18 protein-coding genes and 2 pseudogenes are annotated in these 23524 nt (G+C 58.7%); 10 read left to right on the forward strand and 10 right to left on the reverse strand.

What is annotated here, in order from left to right; all coding sequences use genetic code 11:
- Position 1: 1 nt before the first annotated feature.
- From P6U16_RS08785 to P6U16_RS08810, 6 genes and pseudogenes are all read right to left on the reverse strand, one after another.
- Positions 2–214 (reverse strand): DNA-binding protein, encoded by a 213-nt coding sequence (locus tag P6U16_RS08785; protein ID WP_277703423.1) that lies wholly within the window; start codon positions 212–214, stop codon positions 2–4.
- Between the two features lie 1063 nt (positions 215–1277).
- Entirely contained in the window at positions 1278–2078 is an 801-nt protein-coding gene (locus P6U16_RS08790; RefSeq protein ID WP_277703424.1) for a site-specific integrase, read from the reverse strand.
- A complete protein-coding gene (locus P6U16_RS08795) occupies positions 2027–2563 on the reverse strand; it encodes an integrase arm-type DNA-binding domain-containing protein (protein WP_277703425.1) in 537 nt (178 codons plus the stop codon). The genes P6U16_RS08790 and P6U16_RS08795 overlap by 52 nt, the downstream gene beginning before the upstream one ends.
- A 615-nt stretch (positions 2564–3178) precedes the next feature.
- Positions 3179–4187, reverse strand: a pseudogene (locus tag P6U16_RS08800) (mechanosensitive ion channel family protein); the annotation flags it as partial.
- A gap of 1310 nt (positions 4188–5497) precedes the next feature.
- On the reverse strand, positions 5498–6745 hold the full coding sequence (locus P6U16_RS08805; protein WP_277703794.1) for an alpha/beta hydrolase: 1248 nt from the start codon (positions 6743–6745) through the stop codon (positions 5498–5500).
- 354 nt (positions 6746–7099) lie between these two features.
- Positions 7100–8892, reverse strand: a pseudogene (locus P6U16_RS08810) (adenylate cyclase).
- Between the two features lie 154 nt (positions 8893–9046).
- Between P6U16_RS08810 and P6U16_RS08815 the strand changes: the two are divergent.
- The 6 genes from P6U16_RS08815 (at position 9047) to P6U16_RS08840 (ending at position 13165) form a co-directional block, all read left to right on the forward strand.
- Positions 9047–9310 carry a hypothetical protein gene (locus tag P6U16_RS08815; RefSeq protein ID WP_277703426.1) on the forward strand — a complete coding sequence of 88 codons (264 nt, stop codon included), beginning with the start codon at positions 9047–9049 and terminating at the stop codon, positions 9308–9310.
- Positions 9311–9470: 160 nt separating this feature from the next.
- Complete coding sequence (locus P6U16_RS08820; protein ID WP_277703427.1) at positions 9471–9992, forward strand: transporter suffix domain-containing protein; 522 nt, start codon at positions 9471–9473, stop codon at positions 9990–9992.
- A 12-nt stretch (positions 9993–10004) separates the two neighbouring features.
- Positions 10005–11114 carry an HlyD family secretion protein gene (locus P6U16_RS08825; protein ID WP_277703428.1) on the forward strand — a complete coding sequence of 370 codons (1110 nt, stop codon included), beginning with the start codon at positions 10005–10007 and terminating at the stop codon, positions 11112–11114.
- The gene (locus P6U16_RS08830) at positions 11104–12123 is read left to right on the forward strand and encodes a DUF2955 domain-containing protein (RefSeq protein ID WP_277703429.1); all 1020 of its coding nucleotides are present in this window, start codon (positions 11104–11106) and stop codon (positions 12121–12123) included. Before P6U16_RS08825 ends, P6U16_RS08830 begins: the two co-directional genes overlap by 11 nt.
- A gap of 19 nt (positions 12124–12142) precedes the next feature.
- On the forward strand, positions 12143–12640 hold the full coding sequence (locus tag P6U16_RS08835; protein WP_277703430.1) for a hypothetical protein: 498 nt from the start codon (positions 12143–12145) through the stop codon (positions 12638–12640).
- 45 nt (positions 12641–12685) lie between these two features.
- A complete protein-coding gene (locus P6U16_RS08840; protein ID WP_277703431.1) occupies positions 12686–13165 on the forward strand; it encodes a hypothetical protein in 480 nt (159 codons plus the stop codon).
- A 203-nt stretch (positions 13166–13368) separates the two neighbouring features.
- Here the strand turns inward: P6U16_RS08840 and P6U16_RS08845 are convergent, their stop codons facing one another.
- Both P6U16_RS08845 and P6U16_RS08850 read right to left on the reverse strand, forming a co-directional pair.
- Positions 13369–13770: a hypothetical protein gene (locus tag P6U16_RS08845; RefSeq protein ID WP_277703432.1), complete on the reverse strand. Its 402-nt coding sequence runs from the start codon at positions 13768–13770 to the stop codon at positions 13369–13371.
- A gap of 553 nt (positions 13771–14323) precedes the next feature.
- Positions 14324–14977 carry a glutathione S-transferase gene (locus P6U16_RS08850; RefSeq protein WP_277703795.1) on the reverse strand — a complete coding sequence of 218 codons (654 nt, stop codon included), beginning with the start codon at positions 14975–14977 and terminating at the stop codon, positions 14324–14326.
- A gap of 125 nt (positions 14978–15102) precedes the next feature.
- Here P6U16_RS08850 and phaZ point away from each other — a divergent pair, with 125 nt between their 5' ends.
- On the forward strand, positions 15103–16311 hold the full coding sequence (gene phaZ / locus P6U16_RS08855) for a polyhydroxyalkanoate depolymerase (RefSeq protein WP_277703433.1): 1209 nt from the start codon (positions 15103–15105) through the stop codon (positions 16309–16311).
- A gap of 134 nt (positions 16312–16445) precedes the next feature.
- Positions 16446–16607, forward strand: coding sequence for a hypothetical protein (locus P6U16_RS08860; RefSeq protein ID WP_277703434.1), 162 nt, complete (start codon positions 16446–16448; stop codon positions 16605–16607).
- A gap of 210 nt (positions 16608–16817) precedes the next feature.
- Here P6U16_RS08860 and P6U16_RS08865 read toward each other — a convergent pair whose 3' ends face one another.
- Positions 16818–17972, reverse strand: coding sequence for an AI-2E family transporter (locus P6U16_RS08865; RefSeq protein WP_277703435.1), 1155 nt, complete (start codon positions 17970–17972; stop codon positions 16818–16820).
- Between the two features lie 161 nt (positions 17973–18133).
- Positions 18134–19297 carry an MFS transporter gene (locus tag P6U16_RS08870; RefSeq protein WP_277703796.1) on the reverse strand — a complete coding sequence of 388 codons (1164 nt, stop codon included), beginning with the start codon at positions 19295–19297 and terminating at the stop codon, positions 18134–18136.
- Between the two features lie 494 nt (positions 19298–19791).
- On the opposite strand from P6U16_RS08870, the gene P6U16_RS08875 reads away from it, so the two are divergent.
- On the forward strand, positions 19792–21432 hold the full coding sequence (locus P6U16_RS08875) for a long-chain fatty acid--CoA ligase (RefSeq protein WP_277703436.1): 1641 nt from the start codon (positions 19792–19794) through the stop codon (positions 21430–21432).
- Positions 21433–21878: 446 nt separating this feature from the next.
- A complete protein-coding gene (gene pgi / locus P6U16_RS08880) occupies positions 21879–23507 on the forward strand; it encodes a glucose-6-phosphate isomerase (protein ID WP_277703437.1) in 1629 nt (542 codons plus the stop codon).
- Positions 23508–23524: the final 17 nt, after the last annotated feature.

A 23524-nucleotide genomic window follows, 5' to 3' on the forward strand; every position in this document is an offset into this window, starting at 1 on the left:
CTCACGCTGCTACAGAGGTGGAGCGGCGGCGCTTGGACGAGAGCCAAGCATCGAGGTCGGCCGGATCGTAGACGACTGTCTTGCCCAACTTGATGTAGGCGGGGCCACCACCAGTCAGGCGAAGTTTGTTCAGCGTCGAAGCGGAAGCTCCGGTGTAAATGGCGGCGGCGGCGGTCCGCATTTTTGGGCGTTCGGCAGTAAGATTGGTGGTCATATGATTTCCTCATAGTGAACCCGGAACGTCGCTCCGGTGAGAGGAAACATGAGACAATACGTGTTGCTAGCCTATCCAGATATGCCCATGACGCAAAGGGTTTTGGCTTGCAAATTAAGGGGTTGACCCATCACTTAACCAATTGAAATTTATTGCTTTATATGGGTCATCCCCATTAGCTTTGGCGGCTCTTCCTTTCTGGCTTTCTGCGGTCCGACAAATGGTGGCCATACGCTCAGCTTGCGTCTCGGAGAAAGGCAACGCCGGATAGAGACGCTGCCAATCCGACTTAATTTCCACGATCATGGCTTCTTTTTGGGAAGGTTAGCGGCTTCCAGATTCAGGCGCTGAAGTGTTGAAAGAAGGACGTGTAAATATTCGGAAATTAGCAGCGTTGTGCCCCCTCGGTTGCCTTTGGCGTGGGTGCGGTAGCCGGCTCTTGCAACTTTGCGAGAAACTTATTGAACGAAGCTTGTACAAGATAAATGCGATGGTCACCTGTTGGATCAAAGCCACCCCGCCCGCCTCTCATTCCAACAGTTTTCCGAAGCGGATCGGTAAGATTCATCCGGCAAAGCGCAAATCGAAAGTCTGCGCTGTCTACGTTCCAATCACTAGCCTTTGGCCCCCGAAACCGAGAATTTTGGGGGCTGTGTTGTTGGACGAAATCTCCGCCATCCAACTTTACAAGCGCGAATTCTAGTTCTTCGTCCGCGATGGCGTCTCGAAATGCGTCGATCACCTTTTTCCATCGACCCCACGCTTCCGAGGCCTTGTGTTCGGGTTTAGGAGAGAAGAGCCCTAATACAATTGGATCGCTGTCACTCCAATCCTCGACAATATAGGGTGCCGCTTCTAGTACGGCGCGAGCCAGGAAAATGTAGCCTTTTGCGTTCCGAGGCCAATTTCTACTGCTGTTCCAAAACCTTCCGCGTTCATTCAAGTCGTCGTTGCTTATTTCCATTGTGCAGCACCTTGCGTGGTGCACCTGTTTGGCCGCAGGGAAACCGGGGGTGCTGCCCAGCTTGTCGGATGGCCGTCCTATCCCTGCGGATTTGAAATTCTAAACGTTGCCCTTTTTGATCAGGACAACGTTTTCCTTTTTCTCAATGCGCCCGCCCATGGCGTCCATTATCCGAGAGCCGATAGCGTTTGATGCAAATCTCACCGGATCAGCGTCGAGATGGGCGTACCGTTGCGTCGTAGATGCTTGAGTGTGACCAAGAAGCTTTCCGATGATAGGCAGCCCCATCCCGCCGCCGGCACCAAAGCTTGCAAAGTTATGCCGAAGGTCGTGCAAACGCACGTCAGTCAGGTTGGCGTGCCGGCGAACAGCCTCCCAAGGGCGCTTCAGGTCGGCGCGCGGCTTTTCCTCATCTGTTCCGGCACTATCGCTGGCGATAACAAATTTGCCGATCCGGGTAAGATTCGCCAGCAACTCCATTGCGGGAGCATTGAGAACGATGGTCTTCTTTCCTGTCTTGGATTTGGGCAGCAGTAGCAGCCCGCGCTCCAGGTCAACATGCGACCATTCAAGATGAAGGATTTCACGCAGTCGGGCGCCCGTGAATATGAGGAGGCGAAGTGCTGCAGCGGCGTGTTCCCCAATGACGGTCTCGCGGTTCTCCTTGGGAACGTGTTTTGCTTTCTTGTTTGGATCGATATGCCACGGCAGGCCCGTGGTTTCTGCCAACCGGATCGATGTGCCAAGCCTCTCAAGTTCAGCAGTCGAAAGATAGCGCTCGACGCCCTCCTCATCGTACTTCTCAATGTCAGTGGTCGGCCCCTGCCCTCTAGGAATTAGGCCCATTTTCATGCCGAAACTGAACATCGAGCTGATGATTGCCGTTGTCTTGTTCGCCATGGAGGGGTGGCCCGCATATCATAATGGAGCTTGGCAACGTTCGCGGCCTTCACGTCCACGGCTTTCATCTTTCCCAATCGCGGTATGATGTGACGCGTGATGATTTCCTCGTATGCTGAAGCTGTGTTTGCTGAGCGTTTGGCCTTGACGTGATGTTTGATGAAATCTTTTGAAAGCTCTTCAACAGTGAGCGCCTCTCGCGCTCTGGCTTTATCTGCTTGCGGGTCTTCGCCAACCTTCACCCTCGAACGCAGAGTATCTGCTCGCTTGCGCGCCTCGTCAGGGGTGAACTCAGTGGCGCTGCCGATCGTCACGCGCTTCTTGGCTTCAGAACGCCCACCGGCTCCAGGCCTGTATTCGAAGACATAGGTCTTTTGCCCGGTTGGATAGACGCGAAGGCCGAAGCCCTTCACGTCAGTATCGAACAAGGTGTAACGCGCAGCTCGTGGCTCTGCCCCGTCAACCGTTCGTTTTGTGATTTTCAAGCCTACCATCTCAGTCCTAAAGCCAGGTCGCCACCGGGTCGCCACCTAAAATTCCAACATACGGAAACGCAGGGAACGATAATAGTGCCAGAAACGCTTATTTTGCGGACTTTATGATACTGCCGGAATGATAGGGATACAAGCGGAAACTAGCGCCTTGTCATTCGTAATGATGGGGTCAGAGGTTCGAGTCCTCTAAGCGGCACCAATCTTTTCAACAAGTTACAATCTTGTTTTCATGCCGCATTAGCCGGCCGGCCGGCCCGGGGTAACAAACGGCGCTATATTCGATGTTCAGGGCTCGGTGAGACCGAGATCGCGCTTCACACCGGGTGCGAGGCGCAGCATCCCATTGACTCTCGCAAATTTTTTCGCACGCGGGAGGTCATCTCCGGCATAATAGAACATGAGATTCTGCCATAGCCAGCCTTTGACGCCTCGTTCGACAGGCGGGCCGCCGTTCTATAACCCAATGGAGGCCGTCCGCGCTTATGAACTTGTTATGGAAACTGGTCTTCAGCTTGGCTGCCTCCTTGCCGCCGCACACCTCGGCATGGATGAGCATAGGGTGTTTTGCCCTGCCCGTCGTCAGCAAGGCAACCAAGTGGTCTCCAATCATCCGTTTGCGTTGAGCGTTTCTTTGTGCTTTGCCAACGCCTGCTGGGCTGCGGCCGCGATGTTGCCATTGCTTTCCCCCTGCGACCTGCACCGTCGGGAACGCAGGCTTGATGTTGTTGTCGTGAAACGCCTGGTTGATCCGCATCAGGGCGCGTCGCTTGAGCGTGAATTGTTCACCGGGAATCGTGGTGAATTTCATCCGGAGGATCAGGCCTGAATCGCCCATGCTGTCGATGCCCTGCATCTTAAGCGGTTCGATGGTGATCGGCGCAAGCTCCGGATCGGCGAGCAGTTCCTGCCCGATTTTCTTGATGATCTTGCGCGCCTTGTCGACGTCGGTATCGTAGCCGACCGTTACCGTCAGCTTCTCGACCACCCAGTCGCGGCTGAGATTCTGGACGGCGCCGAGCTCGCTGAACGGAACGATGTAGATCGCGCCGCGATGATGGCGAAGCTTCACCGATCTCAGGCTGAACGATTCGACAGTGCCCTTGTAGGACCCGCTCGATATATATTCGCCGACCCGGAAGGCGTCGTCGAGCAGGTAGAACATGCCGCTGATGATGTCCTTGACGACCGTCTGCGCGCCAAAACCGATGGCGACGCCGACCACGCCGGCGCCTGCGATAAGAGGCGCGATCTCGACGCCCAGCGCTGACAAAGCCATCATGATGGCGACTGCCACGAACAAAATCATCAGCACATTCTTGAGAATGGGTAGAAGCGTCCGGATGCGGGCACGCCGTCGTTCGCGTTCGCTGCCATGCGCATGCGCGAGTTCGGTTTCGCCAAGCTTCCGGTCGATCAGCACTTTCACGATATTCCAGACAAGGTCGATCACCAGCAGAATAATGCCGGCGCTCAAGGCCCCGCGCATCAATCGTCGCGCCGCCGAATCCTGCTCGGTAATTCCGGTCAGATTGATCTCGAGCACGTCAGCCAGGAAAAGGATTGCCCCGACGATGAGCGCAGCGCGTATGCCGCGTTCGACCATGACCGAGATGACGCCCGGTTTGCTCTGGACCACGACGACGGCTTCAGTATCGGGATTGGCGATGACAGATCCATCCGGCAGAGTATCTGAGCCGGGCTGAACCTCAATTGCTGTAGGGAGGGCGGTGTCGGGTTGAGTACCGACATTGTAAGGTGAGTCTGGGTCGGCACCGGTTTCGACAATATTGTTTCTGAGAAGATTGTCGACAGAAGCCCGTGTCAGGGCGATTGCGCCGGGGAGCGCTGCCGCGACAACGGCAATCCAGAACGGCTTCATCATTCCGACAACCCAGAGAAGCCAGAGCGAAACGAAGTAGACCGACCAAAGCCAGTTGCGTGCACGCATGCCGATACGGCCAAAGCGGGTCGCCTCACCAACGGATGGCATGGCTTCCGGCCGATTCCAGATCGCTTCGATACCGAGAATGAGAAGAACGATCCCAAGCGCATAGGCCGCGACGTGCAGGGACGGTTCGGCAAAGCCAAGCGCCCGGAGAAGGTAAACGGTGATTGACCCGAATGCGTACCAGCCAACGATATAGCCAAGTCGTTTAGTCCAATGGGCGGCCGACTGATCGCTGACGGGGACAACGCGGAAGCGTTCCGCATGGGCAAAACCACCCGATCCGGGCGGTGCAAGGAGAAAATCGAAAGAGGCCCTTGCGAGCCGGAAGATCACCACCGCGAAAAGGTAGCCGACGATGATCTCGCGGATCAGCGGTGGCCATTCGAATGCCAGGAAAAAGCCGATACTGCCAAGCGCGAAGGCCAATATGGAGCAGATTGCCCAAAGCAGTCTGACGGAAATCGCGATGAGCTTCTCGCGCACGGTCAATACCCGCAGGGAGGCAATCCAGGCGCGCCAGCCCGCGCTCAACCACCAGAAGCACCATTGGGCAGCCAGACCGGCAGCGACGAATGCGATCACGAAGTAGACTGGGCGTATCCCGATGCTGGTGTCGATTTCGTTTTGCAGGACCGCCGCGGCTTTGCCGAATTCTGCCGGGAATGCCTGCATGCCTTCAACAAGGAGCGCGACATGTGCCCGAAAGGTTGTCGCGAAACTCGCATAGGAGACCGGTTTGTCCACCACGACTGGGGGTGTTGTCGTTTCCTTGGCCGATTTCGCATTCAGCAGCCATGCACGAACTTGCGGGTCTTCGACCAATTCCAGGAAGCGCTGTACCTTTTCCTCCAGGGCAGGATCAGTGGCCGTGGTCTGGGCCGACGCCGGTGATGAATAGACATGAAGTCCAAACGCCAGAACGAGCCCGCAAAGAACTATACGAATGGCGGCGGATAGCCGGATCGAAAGCGACATCTTCATTGTTTCCTGCAGTTTACAGACGAGGCGGCCTGGCATTTTGGCAGTGGTTTTGACCGGGACATGCCGGCTGGCCCTAGCGCGTCGAGCTGGCTCGAGAAATTGTCACGGGTATTCGCATCGACGATGGCGACCGGGGCCGCGAGTAACAGCCCTGCAGCGTTTCCTGCCGCCGCCGCAGTGCCGGTTGTCGCCGCGAGTATGGTGTCCCCAAGCCCGATACGGTTGTCAGTGAGGGTCTGGCCGTCCGAGATCCGCGCGCCAATGAGACGAACGATCTCCGGCGATTCGGCAAATTTTCCATGATTGAGCCTGTCGCCCGCCTTCACTTTGGTCAGATCGATGACCTTGATGTCGGCATCCGCCAGTTCCTGCTTGTAGGGCGCCTGTTCGGGGTCGATGGAACCGAGACGGGCTACATCGCCCCAGACGCGGCGAGAGACCGCCAGCGCCCGATCGTCGCGCGAGACGAAAAGCGTGAACTGCGGGTGCGGTGTGCCCATATCAACGATCTGCGAACGGAAGACGTCGACATCGACATCGGGAGCCGCCAGCATCACGTTCTTGAATTTGGCCGGCAGCCCACCATTGCGGATCGCCATCTGCCGCAGCGCTTCCAGCGTCAGCCAGTTGCCCATTGAATGAGCGAGGATCGAGACTTCCTTCACCTCCGCGTCCTTGGCCAGGTACTGGAACAGGTTTTCCAGCGCATTGCGGGTGTAATTGGTGCTCTCGCGGTCATAACCATAGGCAAGCAGGCTGCCGCGCGATGGCCATGTCACGAGGATCGGTGCGCTGCGGACACCGGAGTCCTGCACGATTTGGGCAAAACGGTAGACGCTGTCCTCAAACCTGGTGTTAAACCCGTGGATGAAAACGAGCGCGCTACCATCGGGCGTCTTTCTGACAGACGTGTTAAGCCAGGCCTTGGCCGCATCTATGTCGATCATGTCGGCCTTGAGGGTCGCAAAATCCGTGGCCGGGTTTGGCGGAAGTTTCTTCGGCCAGGATACTTCGCCCACCTTGCGTGCGCCGTCCGGCGGCACAGAGACCGTGATGTCGGCGAAATTCGGCGCCCGCGCCCGCTCGCCCGTAAACATCTCGCCGCGACTCACCGATGGGCTTCGTGTCGTTGCGATCAGCATTTCGACCCTGTGCGATTGCGGTGCCGTATCGGCAACGGGTGTCAAAACACCCTTGGGATGTCCGCCGCAGCCGGAAAGCAATAGGCCGGAAACAACAAGGATCGCGCAGAAAAGCCCCCGGTTGAGGACTTTTTCGGGTCTCTGGTACGCCCTTTGATTGTTCACGTGCACTGTCCTGTCGCCGCGGTTTTCCGAGGACGGAATTTCGAAACTCCGCTCCCGTGACTATTGGAGGCATACGACCCGGAAGCCGGTCGTGCGCGCGCTGTTGATGCAATACCAGTCGGACCTGATCTGCGGTCGCCGAGCACAAGCCGCGCCAGCACGACGCTGCTGTTGACCAGAGACAATCCGGACGTCATGGCTTTCCTATCGTTCCATTCACACAGTCGTCCGCACTATGCAGGTGGCGCCGGAGAACGGGAGTATCTTACTGTAACCTACGGGCTTGATCGTTTATGGAAGTTCGGTGGCATCCGCGAAGGCACGCTCATCGACCCGGATTGTCATTCCGGCTTTGCGCAGACCCGCAACGAGGCGATTGAGGTCCGTGATACGCATATTCCGCGATGTCATCTCCGAAATGAAGTTTGGCAGAAAATCCGGTCTCATTGTTTCGAACACCGCAGCAGCCCGGCGTGCATCCGCCATCATTCCCGCGTCGGCGTAGATGATCGCGGCGACGGCATGAAACAGCGGAAACTTCTGCATGTCTGACCGCTTGATCTGCAACACCGCATTCTCCGTATCGCCCAGCATGTAGGATGCCAGCCCACGCGTGCCGCGGTAGAATCCGCCACCGCCGGGGTTAAGGATGATGGCCTGGTCCAGCAGTTCGGCGCCACGCTGCCATTGTCCGGCGATGGCGATCCTGGTCCCGAACTCGCCCATCAGTTCGGTATCGTTGGGGTTCATGGCCAGCGCCTGCTCGCCGACATGAATGGCTTCGGCCAGTTGCTTGTCGAAGAACAGTGCCGTCATCAGCGCCTGCTGTGCACGCGTGTTGCCGGGTTCCACCTGGACCGCCCGGCGCGCCGCCTGAAGTGCCCGCTCTATCGGCGGCGGACCTTCGGTCTTCGGGTTGAATTTGTACCGCTCCTCGTCGAGGTAAATCATCGATAGCATGGCGCGCGCGGTCGCATAGGCCGGATAGCGCTCAACGGCCTTTTCCAGGCAGCCTCTCACGACCGCATGTGCTCCAACACTCAGCTGCATGCGGTAATCGTAGAAATCCAGCGTGCATTGATATGCGCCCAGATCGTCCGGGGCGCGCGCGCGACATCCGCCTGCGCAATAATGCCATAGGGCTGCGCCACCGATGCTGCGACCCGGTTCGCCACATCGGTCTGGATGGTGAACAGGTCGCCTGAACGAAGATCGTGGTCATAGTTCTGCGACCAGAGGATGGCGCCGTCCCGGGTGTCCACGAGCCTTACGCTGGCACGCATCCTATCGCCAGCAACCCGGACACCGCCCGCCAGAAGGTACCCTGCGCCAAACCGTTCGCGAACGTCTGCGACATCGACCTCGGGCAGCAGAGTTCTCGACGTTTCGCGGCCGAAAACCTTGATCTCCTTGAAGCGCGGCAACGTCGTCAGCAATTCTTCGGTGAGGCCGATCGTATAAAGATGGGCTTGCGGGCCGTCGCCAAGGTTTGCGAACGGCGCGATGAGCAACGTTGGTTTATCCGGCTGCAGCTTGCTGGTCTGATTGACCCCTGTCACCGCGTCGTAAGGCAAGGTCCAGTAGGTGGCAAACGTGACAAAGACCGCCAGTCCGGCAAGGACTGCCAGTCTGGGCGCCTTCCTCGACCACCAGGACACTTTCGTCGGAGATCCGGACGGGGAAATCGGGGCCTTGTCGGAGGTTTCGCGATGGACCGCCCCTGGACAATGCCATGTGAACACGGGGACGTAGCCGCCCTTCGGAATGTCGATGCGGATCGGGTCGGTCTGGCCGGCGACCAGGTAATATCGTTCGATCGCACGTCTCAGCCGTCCCGCTTCGATCCGGACAACCGGATCATCCTGACTAAAATGTTCGTCCCGCCGAAAGATCTCCAGTGCGATGGAATATCCCTTGAGCCGACTTGCGCGGCCGGCAAGAGCTTCCTCCACTATATATGTCAGAAAAGCGGCCCCGCGGCCGACGGTCGGAAACTCGGGACTGGTGACGATACGCTCGAGCTGCGCACGAATTTCGTCCGCGTTGGGCGGCTGTCGTGTTCCGACGGCGTTCAGATCCTGCACGGTCTTCCCCTCCCCGACGAGCCACCGCACCTACCACCCGTATGTTACCGTAATATACTCAACAAACGTCCCGCCTTACTTGAAACTTCTTTCTTGAAGCGCACGCGGCAGTGGTGAATTTTTGTATTCCTTGAACAGAAAGAAATCAAGAAAGATGGATGAGGACGCCCTTGCGGCCTGCCGCCGTTTTCCGACCCGCGCCGGGGCGATTATCGAGCTTTCGGCCCGGGATGAAGGGTTTCGGGATCTCTGCGCGGACTTTGCCATAGCCGAAACCGAACTGCACAAGTGGCGTGGCTCACACCACGTGCTGCGCGATCAAAGAATTTCGGAATATGCGGTTCTCGTCGAGGCGCTTGCCGGAGAAATCGTATCGACGCTGGAGAACGCATCCGTCGTGCCATTTCCGCGGCGCTGATCCGCTCTGGAGTGTTGCTCGGGACGCGTATGTTACCGTTGCCTACATTGCGCCGGATCGTTCGACAGTTGACAAAAAGCCTTGGGCAGATGGGCCGATCCGGCCGCCGTCTCCATCCACACCGCCCCCGATGAGGTCGGTCCAACGAACGGGAGTGATCATGTCTGTCAACACCGAGAACACCATCGAGCCGGTAGCGGCCACCTGGCGCTTCAAGCTGGGGATTGCCCTTGTATGCCTTGCTATCGGCATGTGGCTCTGCGTGCCGCTTGCGGCCTGGGCCGGCGTTCCGAGCACACGGATCGCCGCAATCACCGGCGTCATCTTCATCGTCAACAAGATCCTTCTGCTTCTCGTGATAGCCGTAATGGGCAAATCCGGATTCCAGCAGCTCAAGGGGAAAATCTTCGGTGTCTTCAAGTTGGCACCCGATACCAGCGTCGGCAGTGCGCGTTACAAGCTCGGTCTCGTCATGTTCTGCCTGCCGTTGATCACGAGCTGGCTTGAACCATATATCGATGCTGTTGCTCCGGGCCTGCGACCCAACATCTGGCAGCTGCAGCTGCTGGGCGACGTGATGTTCCTGGCGAGCTTTTTCGTGCTCGGCGGTAATTTCTGGGAAAAGATACGGTCCCTGTTCATCCGCACGAGCCGCGTCATCTATACGCCAACGGCAGAGTGAAGGAGTGCAGTTGTGGCTTCCGATGAAACTCTGGCTGGACCGACGCCCCAGGAGACTGCCCCCAGCGCCAATCCGCTGCGAAGGGTCGCATTGATTGTCGTCCTGCTGGGGCTGATACTCTTTGTCCTTTCCGTCTTCATGGAACGACGGACGCCTTCGTCGTCGCAGGCCCAGGTCCAGGCCTATGTCGTCGGCATCGCGCCGGAGGTGACGGGGCGGGTCGTTGAGGTGAACGTGACCGACAACGCGGCAGTCGAACCGGATCAGGTTCTCTTTCGCATCGACCCGGCCCGCTACCAGATCGCTGTTACGGAAGCCGAAGCGGCTCTTGCTCGTGTCGGCCAGTCGATCGGGGCTTCGACGGCACAGGTCGATGCCGTTCAGGCAAGGCTCGTTCAAGCGCAAGCCAGCCGCGACAATGCCGGAGAACAACTGGGCCGCGCGACCGAGCTGACCAAACGCGGCGTTTACGCCAATACAAAACTGGACGAAGCACAGCTGGCATTCGATCAGGCCCAGGCGGCTGTCACCGCGGCCGAAGCCGACCTTGTCAGTGCGCAGGCCGATCTTGGCCCGGCGGGGAACGACAATCCGGAGCTCAAGCAGGCCCTTGCTACCCTGGAACGTGCCCAGCTCGATCTGCTGCGAACAACGGCGCGCGCGCCTTCGATAGGCGTCGTTACCAATCTGCAACTTTCCATCGGCAAGGTGGTCAGTGCCGGACAATCCGCCATGACCTTCATTGACGTCGGAACGGTGTGGATCGCGGCTGCTTTCAAGGAGAACAGTCTCGAAAGGGTTGCGATCGGCAATCGTGCAGAGGTCCTGTTCGATGCGCTTCCGGGGCAGATTTTCGGAGCGACGGTCGAAAGCGTCGGCCTCGGCGTATCGCAGGGAAGCACGGATCCGAGCACCGGCCTTCCGACGATCCGAAACGATAGTGGCTGGGTGCAGGAAGCGCAGCGCTTTCCGGTCCGGCTCGTCATGGATGACGGAAGACCAAAGGGCGTCCGTTACGGTTCGCAGGCGACAGTGGTGATCTACACCGGAGACCACCCGGTCACCAACGCCTGGGGATCGCTCTGGATCCGGATCATGTCTGTGCTGACCTATGTCAATTGACAGCGCCCTAGCCGCGCAACGACGCAAGGGACTGCGGGTGGCGCTCGCGGTTTCCCTCGGCTTCACCGCCTCGGTTGCATCGGGCGCGCTCGTTCCGTTTCTGGGACCGCTGTTTGCGGCGCAATTCCTTTTGTCGAGTACCGCGCCAATGCCTTTTGCCAAAACCCTCGGCATGGCGATCCTCATCTTCGTGGTCGGCACGGTCATGTCTATCCTGACATCGTGGTTCGGCGAACACCCGGCCAGCTTTCTACTTCTGCTTGGCCTGTTCTACTTCTCCTGCTTTGTCGCCCAGTCGAGCGGCAAGGGCGGTGCCGCTATCTCCCTTGTGCTGATCGTGGGCGTCATCGTGCCGCTGCTCGGTATTCTCAACAAGGAACTAGCCGCCTCTATCCTGTCGATCCTGCTCCTGGGCGTGATCAGCGGTGCGGTGCTGATGTGGCTTGCCCACGCGGTCTTTCCTGAACCCGCCATCGTCGATGAGCCAGAGCAGCAGGCCGTTATCTGTCCTCCCGATTACGGGCGGGCGCTGGCGAATACCGGAATCCTGCTCGCCATTATGGCGATCTGCCTGACCAGCGATAACCTGACATCCGCGGCCGTCATTCCGATAACGGTGATAACACTTCTGACGCAGCTTGATGCTGCTGCCACCGGAAGGGCAGCGTTCGGCCTTGCCATCGTGAACCTCTTCGGCGGGATTATTGCCTCCGTCGCCTATGAGGCGCTCAATCTTCGACCCAACCTGCTCTCCCTGTTTCTCATTACGCTTGTCGTCTGCCTTTTCATTGGCGGACGGGCGGCGGCACGGTCACCGGACGCACGGGTGTATGCGGGCGCACTGACGATATTCCTGATCCTGTTCGGGCTCGGCGTCTCGCCTTTGCCCGGGAGCGCTGCGGAATCGTTTTCGACGCGCATCCTCTATGTCGGTGCGGCAATCCTCTACACGCTTTTGGCAACCGCACTGCTCTGGCGGCCGCGTGTTGCCAAAGTTGAAGTGGCGTAACAGGCAGACAGGAGTTTCCATGCGTTGGAGAACAGGTGGCATTGTCTACGCGCTCCTTCTTGCCGGGCAGACGATTGCTGCGTCAGCATTGTTTTGGATCGTGTTTCCGGTTTTCCACGAGATCGTCACGAATCTGGGCGAGCGGCAGGAGTTACCGCCGTCGCAACAGCTTTCAGCACTTGGCAGCGCAGCGTTCCTGCACCTGTGCTACTGGACTAGGTTGACGTGGGTTCCTGTCGTCGCTCCGTTCCACAGCGTGTTCCTTGGACATGTTTGCGCTTTCGCGAGCCGCGTCAGTTTCTTCTTCGGCGGGGCGCTGTTCTCGGTCCTCTTTTTCCGTCACCTGCCCGCGCTGGACGTCATGCCCCCTTGTCGCGGACGGCTTTCTCGACTGTCGAGGTCGTCGCCGTACTGTTTGGTCTCTACTGCTATTCGCGTGAACTCGATCGGTTGGCGATGGCGATCGAGGAGCCAATTCCTTGCACAACGGCCAAGCAATGACCGCTCCGTTCGATAAATCTCGAATACCCTCGTATGAGGTAAAGGCTTTATCCTTCAAAATATGCACAGAAATATCAGCAAGACCCTCGCAGCCTGGACGCCACCAAAGCTCGTGCAGTCCGGCGTCGGGTGCGAAGCAAAGATGGGACGTCCGCCGATCGGCTGTGGGCTACAAATGGGAAGCATGGCGATGATAGAAGGGTTGTATCAGGCGATGTTTTACGCCGATCGTCAGCATAATGGCTTACCTGAAGAATGGTTTGGGCGCGGCGTCATGCACATTCGAGATGGAAAAATAATCGGAGGTGACAGCGACTTCTACTATATCGGTCATTATATTCTTGATGGCACCCGGTTCGACGCTTCATTAAAAGTGACCCCGCACACCAAGCAGCCACGTTCTGGATCACCCTTCGGTTCAAAGGGTTCCGACCTTTTCGTCAGGGGCACCGCCGATACCGTCGAAATTCGGTGCGGCGGAACCATCTGCGACTCGCCCGGCGGCCGTATTCACATAGGGCTCACCTGGCTTGCACAGTAGCGCAACGCAACTACAGCTCGAGTCCAGGCTGAGAAGGGTGAGCAGTTTGGTGCTGCATTTATCCTCTTGATGCGCTTCTAAGCAATCTCGACGCCAATCTAAGCAGCGGCAATAGTCATCACCCAGAACTCAGCAAGCTTTATCGCTCCGGATGAACTCCGCATAGATAGTCCGAGGGCAATGACGGAATCGGTTTGGATTTTTCATCGAGCCATCCTCCGCTTCGCCTTGTGTTCGACGACGACAGGTTTGCGCGCTTTGCCGACGGCCGGCGTCACCGTTCTCCATCCCGGTTCTTCGGGATGGCTCCTCTGGATGCTCACCGGCAGGGTGAGGGAAGCCCGGAACCTTGCGTTCCAATCGCCGTATTCGAGGATTTGCGCGGTGCCGATGTCTCCGGCGACGTAGGCCAGTTTTCGCTGGACCTCGGCGTTCGTGTTGCACCGGAAGAGGATGAACCGGTGCCGTTTCTCGTTGTAAACATCCAAGAGCGGACCTTCGAAGCAGAAATCACCGTCAGGCCTGTAGGCATTCCAAGCAGCCCCGGCCATCACGTATTCGGTGATGACGGCTTCCAGGTCGCGGGTGCACTCCTTCGGCGGCAAGGGGTCCACCTTTTTCCAGCGAGCGGGCCTCCTCAAGCAGATCCTCCGAAAGACTGAATCCGCCGCGGCCCCGTGACGCCTGCAACAGTAGTTTGAGAGCGAACTCTTCCGCAGTGCGCGCAGGGAAGCCGGCGATGCGATCTGCAAGCAATGCTGCGATATCAGCATGTGATTTCCAGAGGTCGAAAAGATCGCGAATGGAGGAAGGTGATATAGCGCCACTGCCGGCGGTCGGAATCTGGTTTTCCATTGTTTGGCCGTGATTGAGAGGGTTGTTCGGTGTTGCCGCTCAGTGATGCCGTTCGGAATACCGGCGTCTTCATGCAGATGCTGCAAATCAGCTGTGGCTTTAACGGAGCGCGCGATACAGGTCTTTCCGGCGCCTTCCATGCCGACAACAAAATGCTATATTTTTCAATGGAGACAAGGCATTAAACGGAGAAAAATGATTGGCGGTGATATGTCGAGTTGAGAGGAAGCACATACTTCGTAATGATGGGGTCAGAGGTTCGAGTCCTCTAACCGGCACCACTTACCCACACAATTCAGCCCGTCAAAACTCCACCTCAAGCTCGACGATCTCGTCCGGTTCGGCAATGGCGCCTTCTGTCCATTCGACCATGAGCGGCCAGGAGAGGACGTGCTCGGCATAGGCGGCGAGCTTTGGTTCAAGATCCACGGAATAGGTGCGAAAGCGGGTGCAGATCGGGGCGTACATGGCGTCGGCAACGGTGGGTGATTCGCCGAACAGCCAGGGGCCGCCGCTCATTTCAAGGCATTCGGTCCAGATCGCCTTGACGCGCTCGACATCCGGCCGCGCGCCGGAAAAGATCTTGAATTTTTCATGCCGCGCCTTGAGGTTCATCGGCAAAGCAGAGCGGAGATTGTGGAAGCCGGAATGCATTTCGCCGGAGACGGAGCGACAGCGGGCGCGGGCTGCCAGATCCTTGGGCCAAAGCCCTGATTTCGGCGTGACCTCGTGCAGATATTCGGCAATTGCAAGCGTATCCCAGACCGTCACATCCTTGTAGGTCAGTCGCGGCACGAGAACCGAAGGGGAGAGCAGCAGAAGCTCCTGGCGGGCCGCATCGTTGAGTTCCACCAGCACTTCGGTGAAGTCCAGACCTGCCATACGGCAGAGCAGCCAGCCGCGCAGCGACCAGGAGGAGTAGTTCTTCGAGGAAATCGTCAGCGTCGCCTGTGCCATCGCGTCCCGTTCCTTGGCCGTAGAATGTTTCATGAACCCGTCACAATCTTCTCGCATGGCGCACGATATTGCACTAGCATTTTTTGCACTGCCGAATTTCTGCGGCGCTGCGGGAGATATTGCCGATGCTCTATCAGGCCTACCAGCTTCAGGATGACGCCATCGCCCCTTTGCGCGATTGGGCGCGACGCTTGCAGACCTTCCCGGCGGTGTCGTTCTGGGGCGCCGACGCGCCCCGCTATTTTGCAGCGGCGATGGAAATGATCTCCCGCTACAGGATCACCCATGAACGCCCGGATTTCGGCATCAGCTCGGTAATGATCGGCAACCGCGATGTGCCGATAACGCTTGAGACCGTCCTCGAAATGCCGTTTGGCACGCTTTTGCGCTTTGCGGCTGACGTCGACATCCGGCGACCCCGCGTGCTCGTCGTCGCGCCGCTCTCGGGGCATTTCGCCACCCTGCTGACCGGCACCGTGCGCACACTGCTGCGCGATCACGATGTCTATATCACCGACTGGGTCAATGCCCGCGACGTGCCGCTATCGGCCGGGCGCTTCGGCATGGACGAATATGTCGATTACGTCATCCGCTTCCTGGAGGAAATCGGGCCCGGAAGCCATCTTCTGGCCGTCTGCCAGCCTTGCGTCCAGGCGCTTGCGGCGGTCGCCGTGATGTCGGAGGACCAGAACCCGGCAACGCCGCGCACCATGACGCTGATGGCAGGCCCGATCGACACGCGCGAGAGCCCGACGGCGGTCAACAAGCTTGCGGTGTCAAAGCCGCTGTCCTGGTTTAAATCCTCGCTGATCAGCAGCGTGCCAAAGCGATTTGCCGGCGGCGGACGCCGCGTCTATCCGGGCTTTCTGCAACTCACGGCCTTCATGGCGATGAACAAGAAGCGGCATGAAGATACCCACAAGAAGCTCTTCAACCACCTGGCCAGGGGCGAAACGGCGGAGGCCGAGAAGATCAAGGATTTTTACGACGAATACTTCGCCGTGCTCGACATGACCGAAGAATTCTACATCGAGACCATCGATCGCGTGTTCCAGAAGGCCGACCTTGCCGCTGGCAATCTGACCTATCATGGCCGCAAGGTCGATCCGGGCCAGATCCGCAAGACCGCCCTTCTGACGGTCGAGGGCGGACGCGACGACATCTGCGCCCTTGGCCAGACATCCTCCGCCCATGATCTCTGCCGATCGCTGCGCCCACATTTGAAGCGGCATCATCTCCAGGCGAATGTAGGACACTACGGCGTGTTCAACGGCCGCCGTTGGGAGGCCGAAATCTACCCTGTCGTCCGCAACATGATACTCGCCATGGAGTAATACCAGCCGGACTCAATACCGTCCGGTTGTCGTGTTATCCAAACCCCGCTCGCGGCTTCAAGCCCGGCGCAAGCAACGCGCTCTAGCGTGTATGCAACCGTCGGCATGATGCCTGGCGCAGAGGAGGCAATGATATGTCCAACGAGATCGAATACGCCGCACGCTCGCAGGATGCGGCTTTTGCGTTTCTGTTCAATCCGGACAATATGGATGAACTGACGGACATCCTTGTCGATGCGCTGGAAGACGCATTCCGGATTCTTGGCGAGGAAATTTCCGCCGAAACTCTAAACTGACATCACGGTCACACGCAGATTGGCAGGAAAAGTCCTTAGTGTGATCGCATCCGGGCAATTTGCGATGCGTAAACCGGCGTCATTTCCTAGGCTGGTTCGCAGAGGCGCTGGCAGGTTTCACGAGAATTTCGGCGTGCATGGGACAATCTGAACCAGACATAGGGGCGGTCATCGCGCCGGCTTCTCTTCAGGTCGGCGACGCCATAATCGTTACGTGATGATTTTTCCGCTCTGCCCCGCGGGCGCGGTGACTTCGCGCAGCCACTCGCGCCAGATTGCCACCAGAAGCGCCATCAAGACCGGCCCGACAAACAGGCCGAGGAAACCCATCGTCTTGACGCCGCCTATCAGGCCGAAGAAGGTCGGCAAGAACGGCAGTTTGATCGGCCCGCCGACAAGCCGCGGCCGCAGCGTCTTATCGACGACGAAGAGCTCCGATGTTCCCCAGGCAAAAAGCAGGAGGCCGGCCATGGGAGAGCCGCTGGAGACGAGATAGATCGACACCAGCGTGAACGACAAGGGCGCCCCACCAGGAATGAGCGCCATAATGCCCGTCAGAATGCCGAGGGTAACGGGCGAAGGCACGCCAGCCAACCAGTAGGCGATGCCGAGCACGATACCCTCGCCAATAGCGATGACGCCCATGCCAGTCACTGTCGAGCTGATCGTCAGCGGAACGATGCGGGATATACGCTCCCAGCGCATCGGAAAGATGCGCTCGCCGAGCTTGTCGATCTGGGCCACGAACCGCTCGCCGTCGCGATAGACGAAGAACAGCGAGATCAGCATGAAAAGCAGCGTCAGGAAGGAATGAAAGGCCGAAGCGCCGACGACAAGCACACCGCGGTAGATATTGCCGATGTTAGAGCCGCTGACCAGTTGCACAATCTCGCCAAGCCCACCTGGATGGCCGATATACCGCGCCCATTGCTCACCCAGCCATACGCCTATGCCGGGAATGCCGGGCACCCAGGCGGGAACCGGGGCTCCGCTGACATTGGCCTCGATCGCCCAGAGAACGACGGTTCGGACTTCATCAATCGCATAGACGGCAGCGATTGAGATCGGGACGACAATGAAAGACACGACAAAGGTAATCGCGATCGTGGCCGCAATTGTGCGGCGCCCACCTGTGGCCACAAGCAGCCGCCGATAGATAGGCCAGCTTGCGAAGCCAATGACCAGAGCAGCCAGCACCGGCACCAGGAAACCGTGGAAGAAGTACACGCCGGCCAGGAGAATGAAAACCAGAAGCCAGCGCGCCGCGGAAATTGGGCCTAGCAATGCCGAGCGCGCATGCGCGGGCTGCCCGAAAAGGCGTGGTTCGGCCGGCAGATTGTCGCGCTCACGATTACTCAGTTGCAAAAGCTCCACTCCATGTCACCCAACCTTACAACAAACCCAGTCGCTTGCCAGCGCGTTTGTGTATGGCGTGGTTTTGTGTCGCGCCTAGATATCGCCTGAGGGACCGTAATCACAAGACATGACAGGAAGATTTTGGAAGCAGCGAAATCCTGTTTCTACCGTCAGGATCTGGCGTTGCGACGAGCCGGTGTGCCTTCGAGAAAAACCGACGTGAAGAAGATGCCGAACCCAGCGACGGCCAGAATGGCGCCCACAAGCCCGGTGGAGGTCCAGCCATAGCCAGCTGCGATCGCTGCGCCGCCGAGCCATGCACCGAGAGCATTGGCAATATTGAAGGCCGAATGACTTAGAGCCGCGGCCAGCGTTTGGGCCTCGCCTGCCACATCCATCAGTCGCGTCTGGATGCCGGGAACCACGGCGAAACCGCCGCCGATCAGGAAGATGTTGATCGCCGCCATCACCGGATTTCCCATGGTGAAATAAAACAGGACATAGGCAAACAGGTTGAAGCCAAGCGCCAGGCCGATCGCCGGCAGCAGCGACCAGTCTGCAAGCCGCGAGCCGACGATATTTCCAAGAATCATGCCGGCTCCGAAAACCGACAGCATGATCGGCACGGCAGCGAGGGAGACGCCTGCGACTTCTGTCAGTGCGGGCGTGATATAGGTAAAGACGGTAAACATGCCGCCGCAACCGACGGCGCAGATACCGAGCGTCAGCCAGACCTGGACCTTGCCAAGCGCGCCCAGTTCCTTCAGCGGCGTTGCCGCAGCGTTGGCTTTGTCATGGGGGACGTAAACCCATGTCAGCAAGACGGTCAGAAGGCTGATGGCTCCGACGATGCCGAAGGCTGCACGCCAGCCGAGCGCCTGGCCGAACCAGGCGGCCAGCGGTGTCCCGAGAAGCGTTGCGACCGTCAGGCCCATCATCACACGGCCGATGGCGCGGGCGCGCTGGTTTGGCGCAGCCATCCCAGCCGCGACAAGGGCCGCAACACCGAAATAGGCGCCGTGCGGCAGGCCAGCCAGGAACCGCGCCAGGATGAGAAGACCGAAACTATCGGCAACGGCGCTTGCCAGGTTTCCGAGCGCAAACAGGGCCATCAGGGCGAGGAGCACGTCTCGCCGCGAGAACCGCGCGGCCAACACGGCAATTAAAGGCGCACCCACAACCACACCGATCGCATAGGCGCTGATGACACTGCCAGAGCTTGGGACTGATACGGAAAAGTCATCCGCCACCTGCGGCAGAAGGCCCATGATGGCAAACTCCCCGGTTCCGATTCCGAAACCGCCGGCGGCCAGCGCAAACTCGGCCAGCGACATTCCTCCGCCCTGACGAACAACCGGGATAGGCGAAAGAACGTCATCGGACATCAAAAAGACCTGTCTGGCCCGGCGGCCAATAAATCTGTGAAATAAAACGTGGCGGATGCAGCTTCGCTAAGGGCGTCATAAAGACATCCGACGCAATATGAATATTGCGCTGCAATATCGCGTTTTGGGCCTGTGAGCAAAGGCTTTGGCGATGCCGTCCGTGGCGAAATCTGGCCATACCGCATTTCATGCCGCAACTGTTTTCATCCGTCCTCTGCAATATTGACGTTTACGTCAAGGTTATATAATCCGGAATGGGCTTGAAGGTGCAGCGTAAAAACAGCATCTTTGATGTAGCGGTAAAACCTGGAGGGGTTCTATCGCTCAAGAAGCACCGGGGAACAGACCGGAAGGTATAAAGGGAGAGAGAGCATGCCGGATACCGTGATGAATGCACCGGGACCAGCCGCAGAAAAATCTGGCTGAAATCCTACCCGCCCGGCATGCCTGCCGAAATTGCACCCCTGCCCTATCGCTCGATCGGCGACCTGTTTAATCTCGCCTGCGGAAAACATGCGGCACGTCCGGCCTTTACCTGCATGGGCAAATCGCTGACGTTCAGCGACCTTGACCGGTTGTCCGCCCATGTCGGCGCCTGGCTGCAGTCGATCGGTCTCGTCAAGGGCGACCGTGTCGCCGTGATGATGCCGAATATCCTGCAGAACCCGGTCATTATCTTCGGCATTCTGCGCGCCGGCTTTACCGTCGTGAACGTCAATCCGCTCTACACGCCGCGCGAACTCGAACACCAGTTGAAGGATGCCGGCGCCAAGGCCATCTTCGTGCTCGAGAACTTCGCCCATACCGTGGAACAGGTGGTCGCCAAAACCGCCGTCAAACATGTGGTCGTGACCACAATGGGCGATCTTCTCGGTCTGAAGGGCGTAATCGTCAATCTCGTCGTGCGCCGCGTGAAGAAGCTCGTACCCGCCTGGTCGCTTGCCGGACACCTGTCCTTCAAGGCCGTTCTATCCGCGGGCGCCAAGAAGACGCTGGTGAAAACCAATGTTGCGCCGTCCGATATCGCCTTCCTGCAATATACCGGCGGCACAACCGGTGTTTCAAAAGGGGCGGCGCTCACCCATTCCAATCTTCTGTCGAACATGGCGCAGATCGAGCTCTGGCTGGAAACCGCCTTTGTGCGGCGTCCGCGTCCTGACGATCTGGTGTTCGTCTGCGCACTGCCGCTCTACCATATCTTTGCATTGACGATTAATGCGCTGATGGGTCTGAGCACGGGCGGACAGAATATCCTGATCCCCAACCCGCGCGACATCCCGGCCTTCGTCAAGGAGCTTGGCAAGTACAAGTTCAATATCTTCCCGGGCCTGAACACGCTGTTCAATGCCCTCATGAACAATGCCGATTTCCAGAAGCTCGATTTCTCCTCGCTGCTGCTCACGCTTGGCGGCGGTATGGCCGTGCAGCGTCCGGTGGCGGAGCGCTGGCAGAAGATGACCGGCTGCCCGATTGCCGAAGGCTACGGCCTGTCCGAAACCTCCCCGGTCGCCACGGCGAACCGCTTCGACACGACCGAATTTTCCGGCACGATCGGCATGCCGCTGCCGTCCACCGACATCGAGATCCGCGACGATGACGGCAACACCTTGCCGGTTGGCGAGATCGGCGAAATCTGCATTCGCGGCCCGCAGGTGATGGCCGGTTACTGGCAGCGCCCCGACGAGACCCTGAAGGCAATTTCCGCAGATGGTTTCTTCCGCTCCGGCGATATCGGCTTTATGAATGCCGAAGGCTATACCAAGATCGTCGACCGCAAGAAGGACATGATCCTCGTTTCCGGCTTCAACGTCTTCCCCAACGAGATCGAGGAAGTCGCGATGACGCTTGCGGGCGTTCTCGAATGCGCCGCCATCGGCGTGGCCGACGAGCATTCCGGCGAATCGGTAAAACTCTTCGTCGTCAAGAAGGACCAGGCGCTGACGGAGGCGGACGTGAAGGCTCACTGCGCGGCCAACCTCACCAACTACAAGCGCCCGAAATTCGTCGAGTTCCGCGCCGATCTGCCGAAAACCAACGTCGGCAAGATCCTGCGCAAGGACCTGCGTGATAAGCCGGTGACATAGACCGGCTTATCACGCTCGGCTTGTCAAAACAGCATGAACACAGTATTTTGGCGGAGTGGTGACTGGAGCGGGAACTCCAGCCACCGTTTGCTTAGTTTAAGAATTGAACCCGCACGGTGATTGACCAGCTCGTGCGGGTTTTTCTTAACGTCAGCGTGACACTAAATGGTCGAAACCACATAGTTCACCTCCACATCCAGGGACGAGGCTGTCGTCCTGCTACAGTCCGGGAAGCCCATCCGCCCGGATGCGCCAGCTGGCTTGGCGCTGCTGCTTCCGCCCTGAATGTTGCAAGCCTATTGCAAACAATGGAATTTGCAACCATAGCGGGTCGTGCAATTGCGGCAAATGTTCCGGTTTTTTACATCGAAGCCGCCGCGGACTTGATTTGCGATAGCCAAACCGACTAGCTATCGCAGCCATCACGCATTGCCGGGAGCCCCACGATGAAAGCGCTTGTCGAACAGCTGAAATCCACCGTCGCCGAGACCAAGGCCACCGATATCCGGGCTGCTTTCGCCGCTGATCCGAAACGCTTTTCAAGCTTCAGCACGACCTTCGAGGACATGCTGTTCGACTATTCGAAATGCGCGGTCAACGACAAGGTTCTGGCCGGCTTTGAAGCCATCGCAGAGGCCGGCAAGGTCGCGGAGAAACGCGACGCCATGTTTGCGGGCGAGGCGATCAACATCACCGAGGACCGCGCCGTGCTGCACACGGCCTTGCGCAACCGCTCCAACACGCCTGTTATCGTCGACGGCAAGGACGTCATGCCTGACGTGAACGCCGTACTCGATGCCATGGGCAAATTTTCCGACGGCATCCGCTCGGGCGTGCTGAAGGGTGCAACCGGCAAGGCGATCACTGATGTCGTCAATATCGGCATCGGCGGATCGGATCTCGGCCCGGTCATGGCGACCTTGGCGCTGGCACCGGAGCATGACGGCCCGCGCCTGCACTTCGTCTCCAACATCGATGCCGCCCATATCGCCGATACGTTGAAGCTTGTGGATGCCGAGACAACGCTGTTCATCGTGGCGTCCAAGACCTTCACGACCATCGAGACCATGACCAATGCAGCCACCGCCCGCGCCTTCATCGCCGGCAAGCTTGGCGAGGATGCGGTCAAACATCATTTCTGCGCGGTTTCGACGGCGCTCGACAAGGTCGCCGCCTTCGGTATCGAGAGCGACCGGATCTTCGGGTTTTGGGATTGGGTCGGCGGCCGCTATTCGATCTGGTCGGCGATCGGCCTGCCGCTGATGATCGCCATCGGCAAGGACAATTTCGCCCAGTTCCTCGCCGGCGCGCATGCCATGGACCGTCACTTCCAGACGGCGCCGCTACGCGAAAACATCCCGATGCTGCTCGGCCTTCTCGGCTTCTATCATCGCAACGTGCTCGGCTACGCAACTCGGGCGATCCTGCCCTATGACCAACGCCTGTCGCGTTTTCCAGCCTATCTGCAGCAGCTCGACATGGAATCAAACGGCAAGGGCGTGACGCTGGACGGTACGCCGGTCGAGGGCCAGTCCGGCCCGGTTGTCTGGGGCGAGCCCGGCACCAATGGCCAGCACGCCTTCTACCAGCTGATCCACCAGGGCACGAGCGTGATCCCGGCCGAATTCATGATCGCCGCCAACGGCCATGAGCCGGAGCTGCGTCCACTCCACCAACTCCTGATGGCCAATTGCCTGGCGCAATCGGAAGCGCTGATGAAAGGCCGCACGCTAGACGAGGCCAAGGCGCAGATGGCCGCCAAGGGGCTTGCTCCTGACTTCATCGAAAAGATCGCGCCGCATCGCGTGTTCGAAGGCAACCGCCCGTCGCTGACCATCGTCTACGACAAGATGACGCCGCATGCCTTCGGTCGGCTGATCGCACTTTACGAACATCGTGTCTTTGTCGAGGGCGCCCTCTTCAATATCAATTCCTTCGACCAGTGGGGCGTCGAACTCGGCAAGGAACTGGCATCCGGCCTCCTGCCTGTTATCGAGGGCAAGCAGAGCGCTGACGGGCATGACAGCTCCACTGCCGGGCTGGTTGCAGCGCTTCTGGCGAAGGCGGCGAATTAAACTTCGCCATGCTCTTC

It is taken from the genome of Rhizobium sp. 32-5/1 (assembly GCF_029537235.1).
In the GTDB taxonomy this organism is placed as follows: Bacteria; Pseudomonadota; Alphaproteobacteria; order Rhizobiales; family Rhizobiaceae; genus Pararhizobium.